This is a genomic window from Nocardia sp. NBC_01503 (genome assembly GCF_036327755.1).
Lineage (GTDB): Bacteria > Actinomycetota > Actinomycetes > Mycobacteriales > Mycobacteriaceae > Nocardia.
Genome location: NZ_CP109596.1, coordinates 139,269 through 158,947, shown reverse-complemented (window position 1 = coordinate 158,947; position 19,679 = coordinate 139,269). Strand labels below are relative to the sequence as shown.

Below are 19,679 nucleotides of genomic sequence, written 5' to 3'. Positions count from 1 at the left end.
GGTGATTCGACGGATCAGGAGGCCATGGACAGCTGCAGCTCCGTGGCCGTGAGCGGTGCGTCCGAACCGGTCAGGTACTGGATCAGGGTGGAGCGCTCGTCCAGCACCAGCCAGCGTGCGGTATCGCCGAAGCGGTCCCGCTCGTCCTTGACGGTGATACCGAAATCCACTCGCGTGGTGGTGATTTCGGTGGTGTAGGGCACCGGGGTCGCGCCGGTCTTGGTGATGGCCACGCGGGCCACGATGGACTCCAGCTTCGGGGTGCCGGCGATGGCGACCCGGGTGCCGGGGCCCGCGCCCATGCTCAGCAGCATGCGGGCCATCCGATTGGACCAGCGGTCCAGCTCGGCATAGGTGAGCTCGCAGTCGCCGACGCTGGCGGCGACGGCGGTGGGGTCGGCCTGGGGGGCAAGCGGCTGCGCGCTCGTACGGAGGGGAACGAGGGTGGCTACGGGCGATTCGACCGGCTTGCACATCGGTAATCATCCTCTCGGAGATGCGGCTACGTGGTGCTGTTGGGGATGTATCCAACTGTCGTCGCATTCGGTTCGATCCGACAGCAACCTCAGTACTGCCGATCACCCCTCCGAGGGGTGCGCCTTTCCCCACCTAGGGTGGGTGGTTGATCATCTGCCCATCTCCTCGATGGCCTGCTCGATCATGGTGATGGAGTCGCGCGGGCTCAGCGCCATGGCGCGCAACTGGTCGAACATGACGCCGTAGCGGCGGACTTCCGGATGGCCCTCGATCAACTCGTCGCTGGCGATGCCCTCCACGTACACCAGCTCCGGATCGGCGGGATCCGGAAAGTCGAGCAGGGTGAAGGAGCCGAGCATGCCGGGGTGCGCGCCGGCGTCGAAGGGCAGGATCTGGAGGATGACATTGCGCTTGTTGGTGTGGTCCAGCAACTGATCGAACTGCTGGCGCATCACCTCCTTACCGCCGACGAGACGTTTGATCACGGCCTCGTCCAGTACCACCCACAGTTCGAGCGGATCATGTTTGCCGAGCACCCGTGAGCGTTCGAGGCGAGCCCGAACTCGTTGTTCGCGAACCTGTTCGGAGATCTTGGGCATGGTGGTCTCGTAGACCGCGTTGGCGTACGCCTCGGTCTGCAGCAGGCCGGGGACGAAGCTGGCCTGGAAGAACCGGGCCGAGAGCGCCTCGGCCTCGAAGTTGATGTACGCGCCGTAGACCTCGGAGACCGCGTCCTCGAAGGATCTGGCCATACCGGGTTTGAGCGCATCCACCAGCAACTGCAAGGCATCTGAACGCTGCGGTTCGGGGATGTCGTAGAGCTCCAGCATGGCGGTGAGGGTGCGGCGCTGCGGCCGGGCCTGCGCGGTCTCGATCCGGTACAGCGTGGTTACGTTGATACCGGTCTTGGCGCTGACCACCTCTTTGCTGAGGCCGGCGGTTTCGCGCATCTCGTGCAGCATCGCCGCGAGCCTGCGCAAACGTACGGTTAGCACGGTTCGCTTGCCTGCCATGACATCCCTTTCGCCTGGCGCACTAGCCCGAACGCAGTATTGCGTTCTTGCATTTGTAAGAGCATGATCCGAGCTAGCCTATTCGTGAACAACCGATCCGATGCGCGGTATAGCTGAATCCGGAGACCAATCATGTTGGTGCGATTAGTGATGTTGTCGGGTGCATGTGGGGGGTCACGATGACCATGTCGATAGCGGGCGCCCTGCCGACCGCTCCACAATTGCTCTGTGCCTTCCAAGGCAGGCGTTTTCAAGATCGAGTTCTGCTTCGGACCGCGCACGCTCTGGCCGAGCTGCACGAACGGCGAGCCGAGATAGGCGATCTCACGTTGATCGCCGAGATCGATTGTCGGCGCACCGAACTCGTTGACGATATCAACGAATGGGTGGAACAGGAACTGCCGCAGCACCGTAACGGCGCGCTGTTGCACACCGAAAGTCTGGGTGCGGTGGTCGACCGCATGGCCATGAGCTGGGTGGAAGCCAACCAGGTCATCGATCATGAGGGCGCGGCCAGCGATAATACCCATAAACACTGGTACCATCTCGCCGAACTCGTGGACGGTTACACTGATCTCGTAATCGACGTGGCCGGTGGCCGTCGTCGTTTACCGGAGCAATGATTCCAAATGCATTGACACAATTGATGCATTGCTACAGAACCATTGTCGCCAGCGGTGACGTCGACCGAGTCGCGCTATCCGACCAGTAGCCCGCTCGAACCGCAAGACGTCGCCCGCCCCGAGAACGGCGGGCGCAACGGGGCGCCCCGCCCGGCGTGCCGCGTGGTCGACTGGCGCGGCACGCCCGTTACGAATGCGGGCCGTTTCGGCGAGGGCTTCGCTCCATCAATCTTGATATGTCATTTGCGAAATTGCGGTTGTAAAAAGGCGTTTCACATTTCGGTCGACCATGTGGACGGAGTGCTGTCATGAATGTGGGGGAGACGGCCGCGGCGGAGCTCTATCAGAGCGCCTGCGGCGGCACATTCCAGCTGGACCCCGCGGTGGCACGCGAGTGCGCCGCACACTTCCTGCGATTCGCGGACTCGCTGGACCCGCACCTCGGGCAGTCCCACCGCATCCAAACCCTCACCGGCTTCGGCGCCCTCGATTCGTCCCGCCAGCTAAGCCGTGGCTTCGAATCCAAAGCTGTAGCTCTGACCGCAACCCTCACCACCCTCCAATCCAACGCCCTGGCCATGGCCGCCGCCTACCTCCTGTCCGCCGGCCTCATCCAGCAAACAGACGAAACCCGCTCCCGCGCACTACTTTCCGCCCGCGCGGGCCTCTGACTCCGGGACCGATCCCTCACCGGAGAAGCAGCTGGGCCGGTACCACTGCCAAGGTACCGGCCCAACTGGTGTGTTCACGGCGGTTTCAGCGCAGTGCCGCACGGCCCTTCAATCGGCCCAGGATGATCAGGGCGATGAGGGTTACCAGGACCAGCAGGGTGGTGCTGGCGGCGGCGTCGAAGACCTCGCCGCGGTCGGTGGCGGCGAAGATGCTGACGGGCAGGGTTTTCCAGGTGGCGGGGTAGACCATGATGGTCGCGCCGAGTTCACCCATCGAGAGGGCAATGGCGAGACCCGCTGCCGCGCCCAAAGCGGGGAGCAGGAGCGGCAACGTGATTCGGAACAGGACTCGGACCGGGCCCGCGCCGAGGGATTCGGCGGCCTGTTGATAGCCGGGGTCGAGGCGGTCCAGGGCGGCCGAGACGCCGCTGAAGGCGTAGGCCAGGACCAGGACCGTATGGGCCAGGATGACAATCCATTTGGTGCCACCGAGCAGCAGCGGGCGCTCGTTGAAGGCGATGAGGACGCCGAGGCCGATGGCTACCGAGGGGACCGCCACCGGGACGTGGAAGACGGCATCGGTGATGCGGCGCAACCACTCCGGGGCTTCCCGCGAAGCCAGCGCGGCCCAGGTGCCCAGGATCAGGGAGATCAGTCCGGCCAGCAGGGCGGTTTGCAGGCTCACCGAGAGACTGGCCGACTCCTCGCCGGAGAGCACATGATCGAAATTGGTGAAGCCGAGATCCGAAGGGAGCGGGCCGCTCCAGTGTCCGGCCAGGGCCGCCGCCGCCACGGTGGCGATGGGGGCCACGAAGACCACGGCGACCACGACGGCGAAGAACGCCAGTACCGTCAGGCGGCCGCGGCGAGTCCATACCAGCATCGTTCAGCTCTCCTTGCGGGCGCTGGTCAGGCGGGCGAACAGCAGCCGGTAGCCGAGGTAGAGGGTCAGTGACAGCAACACCTGCACCGAGGCCAGCACCGCCGCGCCCGGTAGATCGAAGGTGACGATGCCGCGGGTGTAGATGAGCGCGGGCAGCGTGATGACGCCCTTGGCCCCGGTGAACAGCACGATGCCGAACTCGTTGAGCGTCAACAGAAGTACGAGACTGCCGCCCGCCGCGAGCGCGGGCCACGCCTCGGGCAGCACGACCTGGCGCAGTACCCGCCACGGCGTCGCGCCCAGGCTGGAGGCCACATCGAGTTGTTCCCGGGGCAGCTGCGCGAACGCCGCCAGCAGCGGTCGTACCACGAACGGAGTGAAGAAGGTGATCTCCGCCAGGATGATGCCCCACGGCGTGGACAGGAAGTTGATCGCGGGTTCCGAACTGCCGGTGAGGTTTCCGATGAGCGCATTCACCGCCCCGGCCGTGCCGTACAGGAAGGTGAACGACAGCGTCACCAGGAACGAGGGCAGCGTCAGCACGGTGTCGATGAGCCGTCCGACGAACTGCGATCCGGGAAACGGTATGAACGCCAGCACAATCGCCAGGAACGTGCCGAGCACCAGACATCCGGCTGTCGAGCTGACCGAGATGGTAATGGTGCGCCACAGCGCTTTTCGCACCGACTCCTCGGCCAGCACGCTCGACCAGGTGGAGGTCCCGCGCCCGCCCCCCTTGCTGCTGGTCGACTCCCACAGCACCCGCACGATCGGATACACGGCGATGGACAGCACCACCAGCACCGGCGGCAGCGTCCACAGCACCGGCCGCCACGACCGCCGCGGATCGTTCACCTCGGGATCGGAAGGGGTGGTGGGTGATTCGAGCAGTGCGGTCATGACTTCCTCCGATCGCGCGCGGTTCGAACGCCGGTGAAGAGCTCGGACCACACCTCACCCCGAGCCGGACGTGTGGTCGTGGCCGGGCGGTGCGCCCGGGGCGCGGGATCGGCGGCGCGGCGTGGGGCGTCGGATTCGGACCGGCGGCGCTGTGGCAGCGCGGTCATGCTCGTACCTCGGAATCGGCTGCGGCGGCATCGGTTCCGATCCCCGGCGGAATCAGCACACCCGCCGGATCTGGGAATCTCACACCCACCATGTCACCGGCGACCAGTTCGGTGTGACCCGGAATATCGGCGGTGAACTCGACCGGAATGCCCTCGACGGTCAGATGCAGTCGGGTGGCCGCACCCTTCCACACCGAGGTGATCACGGTGCCGCGCAACGCATCCTGTTCGGTGAGCGGCACGATCTTCACGGTGTGCGGACGCACGCAGAGCATGGCATCGGCGTCGGGCAGCCAGTCCGGGCGGCCGACGCCCGGGCGCGGGGCCTGTGCGCGCAGGGTGTGCTCACCGACCGTGACCAGCGCCGCGGTGCCCGATACATGCCGGACCACACTGGGCAGCAGATTCGCACCGCCCAGGAAGGAGGCGGTGAAGTCGGTGGAGGGCTGCTGCCACAGCTTGTGCGCGGTATCGATATCGACGAGCCGGGCATCGCGCATGACCGCGATCCGATCGGCCAGTGCCAGCGCCTCGGCCTGATCATGGGTCACATACAGCATCGCGGTGTCCGGCAACGCCTTTCGCAGCTGCTGCAACTCACCGAGCATGGACTGGCGCAGCTGCGCGTCCAATGCCGCGAGCGGTTCGTCCAGCAGCAGCACCTTGGGCCGGATGGCCAGTGCGCGGGCGATGGCCACGCGCTGCTGCTGTCCACCCGAGAGCTCACGCGGCAGGCGCTTGGCATAGGACCCCATGCCGACCATCTCCAGCGCCTCGGCCACTCGGGTCGCGATCTCATCGCGCGGCACATGATGTGCCTTGAGCCCGAAGGCCACATTGTCGTGCACCCGCATATGCGGGAAGAGGGCGTAGGACTGCACCACCACCCCGATCCCGCGCTTGGCGGGGGAGAGGTTGGTGACATCGCGGCCGGCCAGTCGCACCGCGCCCGAGGTCGGCCGGACGAATCCGGCCAGCGCCTTGAGCGCGGTGGACTTGCCGGAACCGCTGGGCCCGAGCAGCGCAACCGTCTCCCCCGCGGCGACCCGCAGGTTGAAATCGGCCAGTGCGACAGTGGATTTACGGCCGCGGCCATAGGTGACCCCGACTCGATCGAACACGATGGCCGGTTCGACGGCCGAGGTTCCGGTCACCGTGGATGTCGTCAATGCGGAGGACATGGTTGCTACTCCCGAATGTGAAATCAGCTGCCGGTGGCCTTCTGGTACGCGGCGACATCGGTGTCGAGGGAATCCAGGACCGCGTTCCAATCCGGGTGCACGACATCGACATTGCGAACCAGCGAGGCGGGCGAGACGGCGGTACCGGCCGGAGCGGCGGCATCCTCGAGATCGGTGCGGGCCGAGACAGCCATGGCATCGGTCAGGGTCTTCTGCGCATCAGCCGAGAGCAGGTAGGTCATCAGCTTCTTGGCGGCGTCCGAGTGCGGGGCGCCCTTGGCCAGACCCATCAGGTACGGCAGTGCCACGGTGGACTGCTTACCGTCGGTGGCGGCCGGGAAGAAGACGTTGAACTTGGAACCCTTCTCCTTGATGGTCGCCAGGTTCATCTGCACATCGCCATTGGCGATCAGGATCTCGCCCTTGTCGACCTTGGCCTGCAGCTTGCCGGTGGAGGAGGACGGGCCGACATTGTTGGCCTGCAGCTTGCCGAGGTAGTCCAGCGCGCCCTGCTTACCGTAGAGCTGCTGCAGCAGGATCAGCACCGCGGTGCCGTCACCGGCCTGACCGGGGGTGGAGTACTGGATCTTGCCCTTGTAGTCGGGCTTGAGCAGATCGTCCCAGGTCACCTTGGATGCCTCGACGGACGGGTTGGCGATGAAGCAGAGGTAGTTGCCCGCCAGGCTGACCCAATTACCGGCGGCATCCTTCTCCGAGGCGGGGAACGCGCTCAGGTCGACGCCGCTGGGCTGCAGCAGGTTCGACTTGGCGGCCTTCTGCATGAACGGCGGCAGGGTGACGATGACGTCGGCCTGCGGGTTGGACTGCTCCTTCTCCACCCGGTTGACGACCTCACCGGAGCCGGCCTCGACCAGATTGACCGAGATACCGGTCTGGTCCTTGAACTTCGCGAACTGGGTCTTGTACCAGTCGCCGACGCCGTCGGCGGAGTAGACGGTGACGGTCTTGCCGTCGCTCGAATCGCTGCCGGTGCCGCCGCAGGCGGTCAGGCTGAACGCGACCGCGGTGGCCGAGGTGAGAATGAGAGCGGTACGGGCGATGGTGCGTGCGAGGCGGTTGTTCTTATTACGCACGGTGACTGCAACTTTCAGTTCGTGGGGTCGGGACGTCGAAGGGGCAGTGGGGGTTCTCCGCCACCCCCTCATGCGAGTGGCGGAAATCTGTGGGAGTCAGCCGCGTTCGGCCAGCAGTAGCGCGGCGAAGTCGACGACCGACGGCACCACATGGGTGGCGCCCGCGGCGCGCAGCTGCTCCTCGTTGTGGGCGCCGGTGAGCGTGCCCGCGACGATCCGCGCGCCCGCGGCCAGACCGGTGCCGATATCGCTGGACGTATCGCCCAGCACCGCGACACGATCCACGGCGTCGATACCCAGCCGCAGCAGCGCGGTCAGCACCATGTCCGGGTAGGGGCGGCCGCGCCCGGCATCGGACGGGGCCAGGGTCAGGTCCGCGATCTCGTTCCAGCCCAGGGCATCGATCAGCTTGTCCTGCGTCCGGCGGCTGAATCCGGTGGTCAGCGCCACCTTGATACCGGCCTTGCGCAGCGCCGAAATAGCTTCTTTCGCACCGGGAATCGGGGTCACACCGGCATCGGCGAACTCGGAGTACGCGGCCTCGAAGGCAGCGTTGGCCTGCTGCGCCTTGTCCTCGTCGCCGAGCAGTGCGCGGAAGACGACGATCTTGGACTGGCCCATGGTGTCGATGACGTACTGCCGGGCCGACTCGCGCTCGGGACCCTCGGCGGGGATGCCAGCCACGGTCGCGGCCTGTTCGAAGGCGCGGATCACCAGACCGTCATCGGCCACGGTGGTACCGGCCATATCCAGGACGGCGAGGTCGATCTGCTTGTCGGACATGGTGTCTCCTTTGACGTCAGAGGTTGAGCAGGTCGGCGGTTTCCTCGCCGATGGCCGGGCCGAGCGTCATACCGCGACCACCGGGACCGGTGATCACCCAGACGTTGTCGGCGGCCTGCGCGCGGGTCACGATCGCGCCCGGATCGATGGACTGGCTGTAGACGCCCGCCCAGCGGCGCACCACCTGCGGAAGTTCGCGGCCGAGCAGTTCCTCGGCGACGGTGACCAGATGCTCGTACGGGGCCTCGTCCACATCGAAGTTGAACGGTTCGTCGTACTCGTGGGTGTCACCGATGGTGAGGCCGCCGTGCAGGCGCTGCACACACAGCAGTTGCATCTTGTGCTGGGCGGCCGTGAAGGGTTGTGCCTCTTCGTTATTGAGGCGATCCAGCTCCGCACCCTGGAAGGCGGGGTAGTAGCGGAAGCTGTCGCCGTCGGCGAAGGCGGTGGTGAGATCCTCGCCGAGCGGGGCGGTCTGCATCATCTGCAACCGAACCCGGCGCACGGGGATGTCGCCGACGAGTTCGCGGGTGAGGCCGGTATGCGCCGCGCCCGGACAGGAGATGACCAGATCGCCCTCGTGGCGGCGGCCGCGATCATCGAGCACGGTGGTGCCGGTGATGGTGCGCGCCTCGGTGCCACCGAAGAAGCTGTAGCGCCCGGTGGCCTCCATGTACCGGCGCAGTGCGGGCAGCGCCTGCCGGGACTCGACCGCGCCGTCCTTCGAACAGTGCAGTCCGGCAAGGAATTTGCCGCGCAGGGCCGGATTGACCTTGCGCACATCCTCCGGCTCGAGCAGTTCGAACCCGCGTTCGGCGGCGGTGGGGTTCTTGATGGCCGCCTCGGCCACGGCGAGCTCATTCGCGCTACGCACCAGGGTCATCGATCCGGCGGGCCGGAACCCGACACCGGGCACCTTGCCGCCGATCTCCTCCCACAGCTGCCGCGAGCGCAGCGTGATACCGAGTTCGTTCGCACTGCGCCCGGACACCCACACCAATCCGAAGTTGCGCACGGTCGCTCCGCGCGCCTCCACCTCACGCTCGAGCTGAACGACTTCGTGACCGCGTCCGATCGCGGCGAGGGCGTGGGCGGTGCCGAGAATGCCGCCGCCGATGATGACCAATCGCATGGACCCATGGTGGCCAATGGTCTAGACCTAGGAGTGTTTCGTGTGCAAACGCTAGGTTAACAATTGGTATAGACCAATCTTGTGTACATTGGGGGCATGGACACTACGGACGTCGCCGGACTGGGCGGCCCCCGGCAGGGAGCCGCGTCGTCGGCTGAATTGTCCAGTGAGAGCGCACTTTCCGCAGCTGAAGCCCGCATGCCGAAGTCGTATCGGGTGCGCACCGAACTGGAGGCGCTACTCGCCGAGTTGAGCGAGGGCGATCCGCTCCCCTCGGAGCGCGACCTCGCCCTGCGCTGCGGTGTAGCCCGCGAAACCGTCCGCCAGGCGGTACGGGAACTCCTGGTGGAGGGCCGCATCCGCCGCCAGGGTCGCGGCACGGTGGTCTCCCGCCCGAAAATGGTGCAGCCCTTGACCCTTCGCTCCTACACCGAGGGCGCCCTGAAGTTCGGCCGCACACCGGGCCGTCTGCTGGTCGATTGGACGGATATCCCCGCCGATGCCGACACCGCCGCCGACCTCGGACTGGCCCCGGGCACACCGGTCATGCACCTCGAGCGAATCCTGCTGGCCGACGGTGAACGCATCGGCCTGGAAAGCACTTTCATGCCGGTCCCGCGCTTCGGCGTCCTGCGCGACTTCTACAACCCGGAGACATCCCTCTACGCCGCAACACGTTCGATGGGCGTCGACTACGCCTCGGCAACCGAACGAATAGAAACCGTCCTCGCCTCCCCCCGCGAGGCGGCTCTCCTGGAATGCACCACTGCCCTCCCGATGCTCCTGCTCCACCGCCGCAGCATCGGGACCGACGGCATCCCGATAGAACGCGTCCGCTCCCTCTATCGAGGCGACCGAATCGCCTTCCAGGCCACCCTCACCGACTGATCCGACAAATCGAGTGTGCTCTCGCTAGTCGTGGCACACTCAATCATGTTGCGGCTCAACGCTTCCAAATCCCGCTGGCGATGAAGGCATCCCACGCCTGGGGGCTGAATGCGAGTTCGGGACCGCCGGGACTCTTCGAGTCCCGCACCCCAACCGCGCCGCTCTCGAACTTGACCTCTACGCGAACCGCGCCGAGTTCCACGGCGTACGGCAGGTATCAGCCGGAACGCGGTGATGGCGGCGGAGTCGGATCGCCTGAAGATCGCCGACCAATTACTGTCCGCATGCGCGGGAATTTGCCGGTGGCGATGACGGACGTGGGTGTTCGTTGTGCCGGAGTTCGTGTTAGATCGACGAAACTGGTTGCGGCACAGTCAATTCTACCGACAAGTCGTTCGGGATGGTTTATTCGGGACCGTAGGGTCCTTGTGCTCTAGAACGCCGTCCGCGTATTTGCGAGGGTGATTCACGCGTGGTTACCAGAACCGGAAGGAGTGGGCGGCATGCCATCTCTGGTGTGGATCATATTGCCCTACGGTGCATTACTGTCCTTCGCCGGCGGCCACCTATGGCGGGCGCGGCACGACGGATTCCGTCGTTTCACCAGCGGAGCTGATCTGGACCAGGCCGAGCGCATCGGGTCGACAGCATTCGGAATTGCCACGAGTCTGATCGTCGTCGCCAGGATCACTGATTCGCTGACCTCTGCACCGCCTTCCCAGCCGCAGGGTGGCGTCTACTCGAGCATCACGATCATCGAGGTACTCGCCATACCGCCCGCGATCATCGGCGCCGCACTGCTGGTGATTCCGAATTTGATCACCGCCACCGCTGGACGACCGATCACTCCGCTGGACCGCGCGACATTGCCCACGCTGGCCGCCGTTCTGCTGTCCGGAGTGGCCATTCGTCTCGACTCGATCCACTCCGAGAGCCGAAGCCCCCAAACGCTATTCGCCTGGTTCCGGTCATTGCTCACCACCCACCCGCACGCCGACTCGATGTCGCACGCCCCGCTGCTGTATCAGGCCCGCGGACTGATCTTGTTGCTGTTCGTCGCGATCTGGCCCTACACCCGACTCGCCGGCACGTTCGCGCGTCCGGTCGCCAGCACCGCCAAACGCATCGCCTCGCGCCTGACCGCTCAATCAATGCTGCCCGCTCCGATGACTACATCAAATCCCTCTTGGACCGATACTCGACCGACCGCGCGACGAGCGGATCCATCGGCCGCGCCGCAAGCAATCAAGACGGCGCTGTAATCGGCAGTTGCGCGCACTACCTGCCCGCGATCTACACCAACAGCGGCACGCCCGGGGCGGGAGCCGCCGTTCTCGAGTGATCGTTCGATTACCAGATATCGAGCCACCCTGGCCGATCCGGGATATCGAATGCCGCGTACCTGCCGCGAAGAAGCACGGGTATCGTTGTGCCCGCGGGGAATTCGCCATGCAACGCCCTGGCCCGGCGGGCACGGAACTCGACAAAGCGGTATCTCTTGACGACCTTCAGGGTCTCGCCGGTCTCGGGGTGGGTGACCAGCGCCTCGATGCTCACTTCGCGCTGGGTTACCGCACTGGACCGAAGCGTGTGCCGGTAAGTCGAGTCGACCACCAAGCCGGTGCCGTGGGTTCCCTTCCGGCGCAGATACTCTCGTCTGCGGTGCCAAGCCAACCGTAGCAGCAGCGACCATGCCACCAGTCCGGTGATGACGCCGCCGATGAGCCCGAAGAATGGACCGATGTCGGCATTGACATGCTGGCCGATCCGGATCCCCTGCCCGGTCGCCGCCAGCACGAACAAGACAGACCCCGCACAAACTCCGAGCATCCACCCGACTGTGGAGGGGCCACCCACCACTTTGCGTACCCGGCTCACCACACACCTCTCGACATCGAGTTCTACTTCTACCGCAGTGCGCTGCCGACGCTGAAATGACCCTGCCGTCCTCGGCCCGCCCTCGCGCTCCTCGGAACCGCGCGGATCGCTGCATGGGGATGGCCCGAATCGCTTGCGCCGGCTCACCATGCGTCCTGCTACGCCCAGCAGATCAACATGATTCGCGGTGACGCGATCGACGGGCCGGCGTTGAGCACCTTCGAACCGGTGACCGAGATCCGCGGCCTGACCGACACCTGCCGGCGGGGCCCGGATTCACCGATCGCGATATATCCGGGAGCGGCCGAATGCTTCGACGCGCCAAAGCTCCCTGTCGCCCGCGTCTACACCGGCCTCGATAATAGGAACTGAGCGGAGGCGGCAGTGATCCTGTCGCGCGAGGCCCACCGCAAACGCATCCGCACATGGACACGGCCACTTGATCTTCCGCGCCCGCGCTGGCCGGCCGACCAACGCGCGGGTTGCGGCATTTCAGTGGTGCGCCACGATGCGCATCGTCAGATCCCCGGCGCAGCCGGGACAGACTGGAAGGGGGTCTGTGGGTCCGCTGGCTTACCCGAGGCCGAAAGGTTAACGGGGACAAGAGCATGTCAGGAAACCGGCGGCCGTGCCCGAGCATCGGGATGGCGCGTCCGGGGGACCCGCGCGATAGGGTGAAAGCTGGATTGCCTGAAGCCCAATCTCCAGTTGGTGCAAATGCCCGCCCGTCGGAAGATGATGCTTGATGACCGACGCCGTGTCCCGGACCGGTCCCGCACTGTGGCCGGCTCGCCTTCCGGACGCGGGGCGATGTCCAGTGAGGACATTCAAGGAGATGAGTGGGCCACCTACGTCGCGCTCGATACGTCTGACGATGACGAACGTGGGATCGCCTACGGGACAAGGTCCTAGTACTCCAGCAGCACTTCGTAATACGACGTTGTGTGCGATTCCGCTGACGGGCGGTCGGGTTCGGCAGTAGTGTGCTCGGCTTGTGTCGATTGATGAGGATCTTTCGGTGTGGGTGGCCGGTTTGGACGATCTGTTCGCGCGGGTGGCGGGCCGTTTCTGCAGGCCGGAGCCACGACGACGGGCTCGGGCGTATGTGCGCGGGCTGTTGGCGCCGTTGGCGGGGAAGAACGGGTGGACCCTCGCGGAGGCGGCCGGTGACAACACGCCCGACGGGATGCAGCGGCTGTTGAACGCGGCGGCCTGGGACGCCGACGGCGTGCGCGATGACGTACGCGCCTACGCCGTCGCCCACCTCGGGGACGCCGATGGTGTCCTGGTCGTCGACGAGACCGGATTCCTGAAGAAGGGAACGAAATCCGCTGGGGTGCAACGGCAATACTCCGGAACAGCGGGGGCGTGTGAATGAATAACTGTCAGTGTTGATCTGGGGCGCTGTGGTCTGCGGGTTCGGCGCGGGCGTTTAGTTGGCTCGGTGTGCGTGCGGGGGTTCCGGGTATGGGTGTGATGTCGAGCCGGTGTAGGTCGAGAATCCGGTGGCCGTCTCGGAACTGCATGTTCAGGTTGGTGCGTTTGACGCCGAGTAGCTGGGCCATCAGTGTCGTGGTGGCGGCTCTTCGCCGGTGCAGCAGGGCGGTCAGGAGTCGGTGGAAGTGGTCGATACTGCTGGTTTGCGGATGCAGGTAGCTGCGCGGACGGTGGAAGCGACGTTGAAAAGCGGCCTCGGCCAACCCATCCCAGTACGGTTCCGAGACGGCTGCCAGATGTGTGAACTCCGCCCGTGACATTCCGGTCAGGGCTGGCTCGGTGAGCAGTGCGGTCACGTCGGGATCGATCGGGCGGCGGGTTGCGGGAACTTCGGGATCGCGAGGTGGCGCGGGGTCGAGAGTGTAGTTCCAGTCCGGGTGAAACGCTGCGGGCCTGATCGGCAGGGCAAGGAACTGCGCCGGTGCGATGGCGACCGCGAGCGGATAACTGCCGGTGTCGAGTTCGGCGCCGATCACCAATCCGCTCGTGGTGGTGGTCGCGGCGATGGTTTCCACGACGATCTGGTAGCTGGTCAGCGGTCGTCCGCGCCAGTTGGCGGTGATGTGGCAGAACATCCGATGCTCGATCTTGTTCCACTTCGACGTTCCGGGAGGGAAGTGGCAGACGCTGATCTCGAGGCCGCTCTCGTGGGCGAAGGAGTGCAGGTGTTTCTTCCATGTCCAGCGGCGGGGATCGTTGGAGCCACCGCAATCGGCGGTGATCAGCAACCGAGTCGCGTCCGGGTGATCGGCCTGTCCGCGGTGTCGCCACCAGCGGCGGATGGACTCGACCGCGAACTCGGCGGTGTCGTGGTCGGTGCCGACGTTGACCCAGCCGGTGTTGCGGGCCAGATCGTAAATCCCGTAAGGGATGACGACCGGCTGGTCCTCGGTGACGAAGGTGTGACAGTCCACCATGATCGGGTCTTTGCCCGGTCGCCAAGTGCGGCCGGGCCGGTCGCGGTTGCCGATCCATTCCTTGGCCTTGGTATCGACGCTGATCACCGGCTGGTGGTCGTCGAGGAAAGCGGTGGCAGTGGCATTGATGTGAGCGAACTGGGCGTCACGATCGGGATGGCGAGTGCCCTCGGTGGTCTTGGCGGTGCCCTGCAGGCTGTAGCCCATCGTGTGCAGCAGATGCCCGACGGTCGCAGCGCTGACCGGATGGCCCTGCACGGTCAGCGCCGAGGCCAGCGTGCGCAGCGACAACGTGGTCCAGCGCAGCGGGGACACCGGATCGCCACGAGTACGCGGCTCGATCAGCGCCTCCAGCGCCGGCCGAAGACCAGGGTCGGTGCCCGTCAGCGGCTTACGACCGGCCCCCGGAGCCCGAACACGTTGGGGTGCAACAGGAGCAGTATCAAGTTCGGAGGCGCCGCGCGCGATGGTGGCGGTACTGGCACCCGAGGCTGCAGCCACGGCGGCGATCCCTCCATGGCCCAGCGCGGCGGCCTCGCTGGCCAGATACAGACGACGACGTCGTTCATCGAGGTGGGGCAGGATCCGATCGAACTTGACCTTCAGTTCGGTGATGGGAATGCGAACTCGTGCAGGCACAGCCATACCCCAGCCTCCCACCACAGCCCCGGAAACGCCCCAGATCAACACTGACAGTTATTCATTCACACGCCCCCGGGCGGACGGAGAATTGCCAGATCGGGGTTTTCCTGGCTTATGCCTCGACGCACGGGCATGCGCTGGTGGATCGGGAGTTGTATCTGCCGCAGTCGTGGATCGATGACCGGGATCGGTGCCGGGGCGCCGGGATTCCCGACGAGGTCGAGTTCGCGACCAAACCGCGGTTGGTGATCGCGATGCTGGAGCGGGCGTTGGCCGCGCGGCTGCCATTCGCATGGTTCACCGCCGACGAAGCCTATGGCCAGGCCGGTTATCTGCGGGAATGGCTCGAAGACCACGCGGTGTCGTACGTGATGGCGACCCGCCGCGACGACCGGGTCGCCACTCGTGCCGAACGCGGCGGACGGGCCGATGCGTTGATCGCGGAGCTGCCCGCCGCCTCCTGGCAGCGGCTCTCGGTCGGTGCCGGAGCGCACGGCCCGCGCGAATATGACTGGGCCAGAAGGCCGATCGATGGTCGGTGGAGCGGTGGACGCGGGCACTGGCTGCTGGCGCGGCGCTCGATCAGCGATCCGAGCCAGATCGCCTACTACGTCTGTTACGGCCTGGCCCGGTCGCGTCTGGTCGATCTGGCCTGGACCGCCGGTTCGCGCTGGCATGTCGAGGAATGTTTCCAGCAGGCCAAGAACGAGGCCGGGCTCGACCATTATCAGGTGCGTTCCTGGCGGGCCTGGTATGCCCACATTACGTTGTCGATGCTCGCTCTGGCCTGGCTGGCAGCGTCGAAAACCGTTGCGTTAAAAGGGGAACCGATTCCAGCGCTGCGGGCATGATCGCTCTCACGCTACCGGAGATCCGCCGTCTGCTGGTGGCGTTCGTGCTGGCCCGAGTCAATCCCGCCGAGCTCGTGTGGTCCTGGTCGTGCTGGCGGCGTCGCCGCCAGCACGAGGCCCGCCTATCGCACTACCGCCGCCGAGGACACCCACTTACCTGACCACCGAGTGCCGTTGCAGTATTAACCGAGCCAGGGAGGACGAAGGGATGCTTGCCGTGGAGGATTGGGCTGAAATCCGTCGTTTGCACCGGGCGGAAGGAATACCGATCAAGGCGATCGCGCGGGTGATGGGCGTGTCCCGCAACACCGTGCGTGCTGCTCTGGCTTCGGACAGACCACCGAAATATCAACGGCCGCTGAGAGGTTCGATCGTCGATGCGGTCGAACCACGGATCCGGGAATTGTTGCGGGCCTATCCCACGATGCCGGCCACGGTGATCGCCGAACGGATCGGGTGGACCAGGTCGATCCGGGTGCTCTCCGAGCGTGTCGCGCAGCTGCGACCGGCGTATCTGCCGCCGGATCCGGCGTCGCGGACCGCATATGTCGCCGGAGAGATCGCCCAATGTGATTTCTGGTTCCCGCCGATCGAGCTGCCGGTCGGATTCGGGCAGGTCCGTGGCCCGAAACAGTTGCCAGTACTCACGATGGTGATGGGGTATTCACGCTGGTTGATGGCGATCCTGGTGCCGACTCGCCATGCCGAGGATCTGTTCGCTGGATGGTGGAGGTTGATCCACGGATTAGGTTCGGTGCCAAGGGCTTTGGTTTGGGACGGTGAAGGGGCGATCGGGCGCTGGCGCGGCGGTCGGAGTGAGTTGACCGCACAATGCCAGGCGTTCCGGGGAACGCTGGGCTCGAAGGTGATCATCTGCAAACCCGCTGATCCGGAGGCGAAAGGGATCATCGAACGCGCACACGACTATCTGGAACGCTCGTTCCTTCCTGGTCGATCATTCTGCAGCCCAACCGATTTCAATTCTCAGATGACCGATTGGCTGGCACTGGTGAACACCCGTCAGCGGCGGGTACTCGGTTGCGCGCCGACCGACCGAATCACCGCCGACAGGCAAGCGATGCTGACATTGCCACCCGTTGCGCCAGAGATCGGGTGGCGGCGCTCGGTCAGGCTGCCGCGTGATCATTACATTCGCCTGGACTCCAACGACTATTCGGTGCACCCGAGCGTGATCGGCCGTCCGGTCGAGGTCTTCGCCGACCTGGCACGAGTGCGCGTCCACTCGGGCGGCAAGCTGGTGGCAGATCACGAACGGATCTGGGCTTGGCATCAGACGATCTCCGACCCCGATCATGTCACGGCGGCGAAAGCGTTGCGGCGCAGCCGCATCGGGGTATTGCGGGCAACACCCGAACCGGAGGTCGAGCAACGAGCCCTGAGCGACTACGACACCGCACTGGGCATCGACCTCGACACCGAAGGCGGGGTGGCGTGATGGCGACCACAAGAACATCAGCCAAAACATCCACCAACGCAAGGGATCTCGCCGCTGAGATCGCGTTCCTGACTCGCGCTTTGAAGGCACCGACCCTGCGGGAATCGGTGGGTCGGCTCGCCGAGCGCGCCCGCGCGGAGAACTGGACCCACGAGGAATTCCTCGTCGCTTGCCTGCAGCGGGAAGTCTCTGCTCGCGAGTCCCATGGCGGTGAGGGACGCATCCGCGCTGCTCGGTTCCCGGCCCGGAAGTCGTTGGAGGAGTTCGACTTCGACCATGCGCGCGGACTCAAACGAGATGTCATCGCTCATCTGGGGACCCTGGATTTCGTTACCGCGAAGGAGAACGTCGTGTTCCTGGGCCCGCCCGGGACCGGCAAAACCCACTTGGCGATCGGGTTGGCGATCCGGGCTTGCCAGGCCGGGCATCGGGTCGCGTTCGCCACCGCCGCCGAATGGGTTGCCCGCCTCGCCGAAGCGCATCACAACGGCAGGTTGCAGGCCGAGTTGATCAAGCTCGGCCGCTATCCACTTTTGGTAGTCGACGAGGTCGGTTACATCCCGTTCGAGAACGAGGCCGCCAACCTCTTCTTCCAGCTGGTCTCGTCCCGTTATGAGCGGGCCTCGCTGATCGTGACCAGCAACAAGGTCTTCGGCCGTTGGGGCGAGGTCTTCGGCGACGACGTCGTCGCCGCGGCCATGATCGACCGCCTCGTTCACCACGCCGAAGTTCTCGCCCTCAAGGGCGAGAGTTACCGGCTCAAGGACCGTGACCTCGGTCGCGTTCCCGCCGCCGGCACAACTGAAGACTGAAACCAACCAGAACCACCGGGCACAGGGGGTCAGGATTCACTTGCCGGAAAGGGGTCAGGATTCAGGTTCTGGCACAAATTCCGTGATCCGGTTGGTCCGGATTGATCAGTCGCTCAATAGGATTCGCTTCCGGAGAAGGTCTGGCTTTGCACGCCCGAACATCTGGCGTTTGACCATCTTGATGCGGTTGACATGCCCTTCGACCGGTCCGCTGCTCCAGGGCAGCGTCAGGCCGGCGGTCACTGCATCGAAGTCGCGGCGCAGGCCGCGGACGAAGGAGTGCAGGGCCGGTAGGTCGTCGGCGTCGACGGCTTTCATCCATTGCTCCAGTTCCCGGCCGCGTCGCTGGCGCATCATCGTGGCGAAGGCCCGGATGTGACCGGCCAGGCAGGTGAGTTCGGGGCTCGCGGTGAGGATCGCATCGAGCCGGTGCTGATCATCGGAATCGAGGTTGGCGGGGTCGCTCATGAGCCAGCTCACGACACGACGCACCGATGGCGGCTTGCGGGCAGCGCGGGGAATGTGGCCGGTCGTGCGGAAGGGGTGCAGGTAGTTCATGACGATCTTCGGTCCGCCGCGGTAACCGCGGGCCTTGATCTCGTGGAACAGTTCGGTGGCGTTGGTGCAGCCCTCGTTCCATCGTTGATGCAGGTAGGGCTTGAACTCCTCGAGCAGGCTGCGGCGCTGCCCGGTACCGGTGTTGACCAGTAACTCCTCGACGTTGGCGGCACGCGCGAAGCGCCGAACGGTTCCCCGGGCAAGACCCAGCTGGGCGCCGACCGACCGCATGCTCACGCCGTCGGCAAGAAGTGTGTGGATTGCGGCGTAACGTTCGCGGGTCCGCACGGCCCACTTGTCCGTCCGAATCAGCGGTGGCGCAACCACTTCGGGAATCACCGGGATTTCCTGCCCGTCTGTGCTCGCTTGCTCGGTGTCGGTCATGGTGTCGAGGCAGTTTCGGTATCGAGCCACGGCCCGCTCGACCGCCTCGCCGAGGTTGTGCCAGACGTGCCAGCGGTCCGCGACCTGCAGAGCGTCGGGCGCTGCGGTCGCCACGCCGTCTGCGTAGGCGCCGGCGCGGTCGCGGCAGACGATCTCGACGCCGGGATGTGCACGCAGCCAGGCGGCCAGGGTTGCGGCGGTGCGGTCGCCGAGTACGTCGACCGGTCGCCGGGTTTCGATGTCGATCAGGATCGTTCCGTAGTGGTGTCCGCGGCGCAGGGCGAAGTCGTCGACGCCGAGTACTCGCGGTGTCGCATGGTCGGGATCGGGCAGCGCGCGGATCTGCCGCAGCAGCGTCATCCGGCTGACCGTGGCCGCCAGATGCCCTGTCATCCGGGCACCCGGCCGACCACCCAAAGCCAACGCGACGGCACACAGCAGGCGTTGCAGAATCGTGGTGCGCCGGGCGTGCCGAGCTGCCAGCTGCGTCACCTGCTCGGCGAAAGTCCTTCTCCCACAGTCGGAGTTGACGCAGAACAACCTCCTCACCCGCAACCTGATCACCACTTCCCGCCCGGTGATCGCGGTGTCGGACAATCGGCGTCCGTAGCGACTGTGGACTCGGCGGGACAACATGCCACACCCGGGGCACGCGGCTGGTTCGTCACCCGTCCGTGCTTCGATTCGCACCCGAACCCCTGTCGAGTCCACACTCTCGATCCGCAGCCCGTTCAGATGAGGGAACAGGACCGCCATCGGTCCAAGATCAGAACACCGGCCACATGATCGATCATCAAGCGCCCGTTGGCAATACGGTCCCGGTCAATCACGCAAACCGTGCCAGATCCAGGATTCAACTGCCGTTGACACAT

At 65.5% G+C, this 19,679-nt stretch carries 17 protein-coding genes and 3 pseudogenes; 8 read left to right on the top strand and 12 right to left on the bottom strand.

Annotated elements, in window-relative coordinates:
• Nucleotides 1-14: 14 nt before the first annotated feature.
• Nucleotides 15-476, bottom strand: a complete 462-nt coding sequence (locus OHB26_RS00625) for an AMP-binding protein (RefSeq protein WP_330182289.1) — start codon at nt 474-476, stop codon at nt 15-17.
• Nucleotides 477-626: 150 nt separating this feature from the next.
• Entirely contained in the window at nt 627-1,439 is an 813-nt protein-coding gene (locus OHB26_RS00620; RefSeq protein WP_330185440.1) for a helix-turn-helix domain-containing protein, read from the bottom strand.
• Nucleotides 1,440-1,753: 314 nt separating this feature from the next.
• Here OHB26_RS00620 and OHB26_RS00615 point away from each other — a divergent pair, with 314 nt between their 5' ends.
• Together OHB26_RS00615 and OHB26_RS00610 are read left to right on the top strand one after the other, a co-directional pair.
• Nucleotides 1,754-2,113: a DUF4254 domain-containing protein gene (locus OHB26_RS00615; RefSeq protein WP_442942975.1), complete on the top strand. Its 360-nt coding sequence runs from the start codon at nt 1,754-1,756 to the stop codon at nt 2,111-2,113.
• Nucleotides 2,114-2,421: 308 nt separating this feature from the next.
• Nucleotides 2,422-2,784: a hypothetical protein gene (locus OHB26_RS00610; protein ID WP_330182287.1), complete on the top strand. Its 363-nt coding sequence runs from the start codon at nt 2,422-2,424 to the stop codon at nt 2,782-2,784.
• A gap of 85 nt (nt 2,785-2,869) precedes the next feature.
• Here the strand turns inward: OHB26_RS00610 and OHB26_RS00605 are convergent, their stop codons facing one another.
• The 6 genes from OHB26_RS00605 to OHB26_RS00580 form a co-directional block, all read right to left on the bottom strand.
• Entirely contained in the window at nt 2,870-3,667 is a 798-nt protein-coding gene (locus tag OHB26_RS00605; protein WP_330182286.1) for an ABC transporter permease, read from the bottom strand.
• Between the two features lie 3 nt (nt 3,668-3,670).
• Entirely contained in the window at nt 3,671-4,567 is an 897-nt protein-coding gene (locus OHB26_RS00600; protein WP_330182285.1) for a 2-aminoethylphosphonate ABC transporter permease subunit, read from the bottom strand.
• Nucleotides 4,568-4,730: 163 nt separating this feature from the next.
• Nucleotides 4,731-5,915: an ABC transporter ATP-binding protein gene (locus OHB26_RS00595; protein ID WP_330182284.1), complete on the bottom strand. Its 1,185-nt coding sequence runs from the start codon at nt 5,913-5,915 to the stop codon at nt 4,731-4,733.
• 23 nt (nt 5,916-5,938) lie between these two features.
• On the bottom strand, nt 5,939-7,009 hold the full coding sequence (locus OHB26_RS00590; protein WP_442942825.1) for a 2-aminoethylphosphonate ABC transporter substrate-binding protein: 1,071 nt from the start codon (nt 7,007-7,009) through the stop codon (nt 5,939-5,941).
• A gap of 96 nt (nt 7,010-7,105) precedes the next feature.
• Nucleotides 7,106-7,792 carry a phosphonatase-like hydrolase gene (locus tag OHB26_RS00585; protein ID WP_330182283.1) on the bottom strand — a complete coding sequence of 229 codons (687 nt, stop codon included), beginning with the start codon at nt 7,790-7,792 and terminating at the stop codon, nt 7,106-7,108.
• Between the two features lie 16 nt (nt 7,793-7,808).
• On the bottom strand, nt 7,809-8,924 hold the full coding sequence (locus OHB26_RS00580; RefSeq protein ID WP_330182282.1) for a TIGR03364 family FAD-dependent oxidoreductase: 1,116 nt from the start codon (nt 8,922-8,924) through the stop codon (nt 7,809-7,811).
• A gap of 198 nt (nt 8,925-9,122) precedes the next feature.
• On the opposite strand from OHB26_RS00580, the gene OHB26_RS00575 reads away from it, so the two are divergent.
• Nucleotides 9,123-9,812, top strand: coding sequence for a GntR family transcriptional regulator (locus OHB26_RS00575; RefSeq protein ID WP_330185438.1), 690 nt, complete (start codon nt 9,123-9,125; stop codon nt 9,810-9,812).
• Between the two features lie 55 nt (nt 9,813-9,867).
• Here the strand turns inward: OHB26_RS00575 and OHB26_RS00570 are convergent, their stop codons facing one another.
• Entirely contained in the window at nt 9,868-10,014 is a 147-nt protein-coding gene (locus OHB26_RS00570; RefSeq protein WP_330182281.1) for a DUF397 domain-containing protein, read from the bottom strand.
• Between the two features lie 259 nt (nt 10,015-10,273).
• Here OHB26_RS00570 and OHB26_RS00565 point away from each other — a divergent pair, with 259 nt between their 5' ends.
• On the top strand, nt 10,274-11,074 hold the full coding sequence (locus OHB26_RS00565) for a respiratory nitrate reductase subunit gamma (protein ID WP_330182280.1): 801 nt from the start codon (nt 10,274-10,276) through the stop codon (nt 11,072-11,074).
• A gap of 88 nt (nt 11,075-11,162) precedes the next feature.
• Here the strand turns inward: OHB26_RS00565 and OHB26_RS00560 are convergent, their stop codons facing one another.
• On the bottom strand, nt 11,163-11,615 hold the full coding sequence (locus tag OHB26_RS00560) for a hypothetical protein (protein WP_330182279.1): 453 nt from the start codon (nt 11,613-11,615) through the stop codon (nt 11,163-11,165).
• 1,075 nt (nt 11,616-12,690) lie between these two features.
• On the opposite strand from OHB26_RS00560, the pseudogene OHB26_RS00555 reads away from it, so the two are divergent.
• Nucleotides 12,691-13,065 (top strand): annotated as a pseudogene (locus OHB26_RS00555) (transposase); the annotation flags it as partial.
• A gap of 38 nt (nt 13,066-13,103) precedes the next feature.
• Here the strand turns inward: OHB26_RS00555 and OHB26_RS00550 are convergent.
• A pseudogene (locus tag OHB26_RS00550) lies at nt 13,104-14,749 on the bottom strand (ISAzo13 family transposase); the annotation flags it as partial.
• 56 nt (nt 14,750-14,805) lie between these two features.
• Between OHB26_RS00550 and OHB26_RS00545 the strand changes: the two are divergent.
• The 3 genes and pseudogenes from OHB26_RS00545 to istB all read left to right on the top strand — a co-directional run.
• A pseudogene (locus OHB26_RS00545) lies at nt 14,806-15,597 on the top strand (IS701 family transposase); the annotation flags it as partial.
• Nucleotides 15,598-15,805: 208 nt separating this feature from the next.
• Nucleotides 15,806-17,053 (top strand): IS21 family transposase, encoded by a 1,248-nt coding sequence (gene istA / locus OHB26_RS00540; protein ID WP_330185437.1) that lies wholly within the window; start codon nt 15,806-15,808, stop codon nt 17,051-17,053.
• The gene (istB, locus tag OHB26_RS00535) at nt 17,053-17,865 is read left to right on the top strand and encodes an IS21-like element helper ATPase IstB (RefSeq protein WP_330185436.1); all 813 of its coding nucleotides are present in this window, start codon (nt 17,053-17,055) and stop codon (nt 17,863-17,865) included. Before istA ends, istB begins: the two co-directional genes overlap by 1 nt.
• 105 nt (nt 17,866-17,970) lie before the next feature.
• Here the strand turns inward: istB and OHB26_RS00530 are convergent, their stop codons facing one another.
• Nucleotides 17,971-19,563, bottom strand: coding sequence for an ISL3 family transposase (locus OHB26_RS00530; protein WP_330182278.1), 1,593 nt, complete (start codon nt 19,561-19,563; stop codon nt 17,971-17,973).
• Nucleotides 19,564-19,679: the final 116 nt, after the last annotated feature.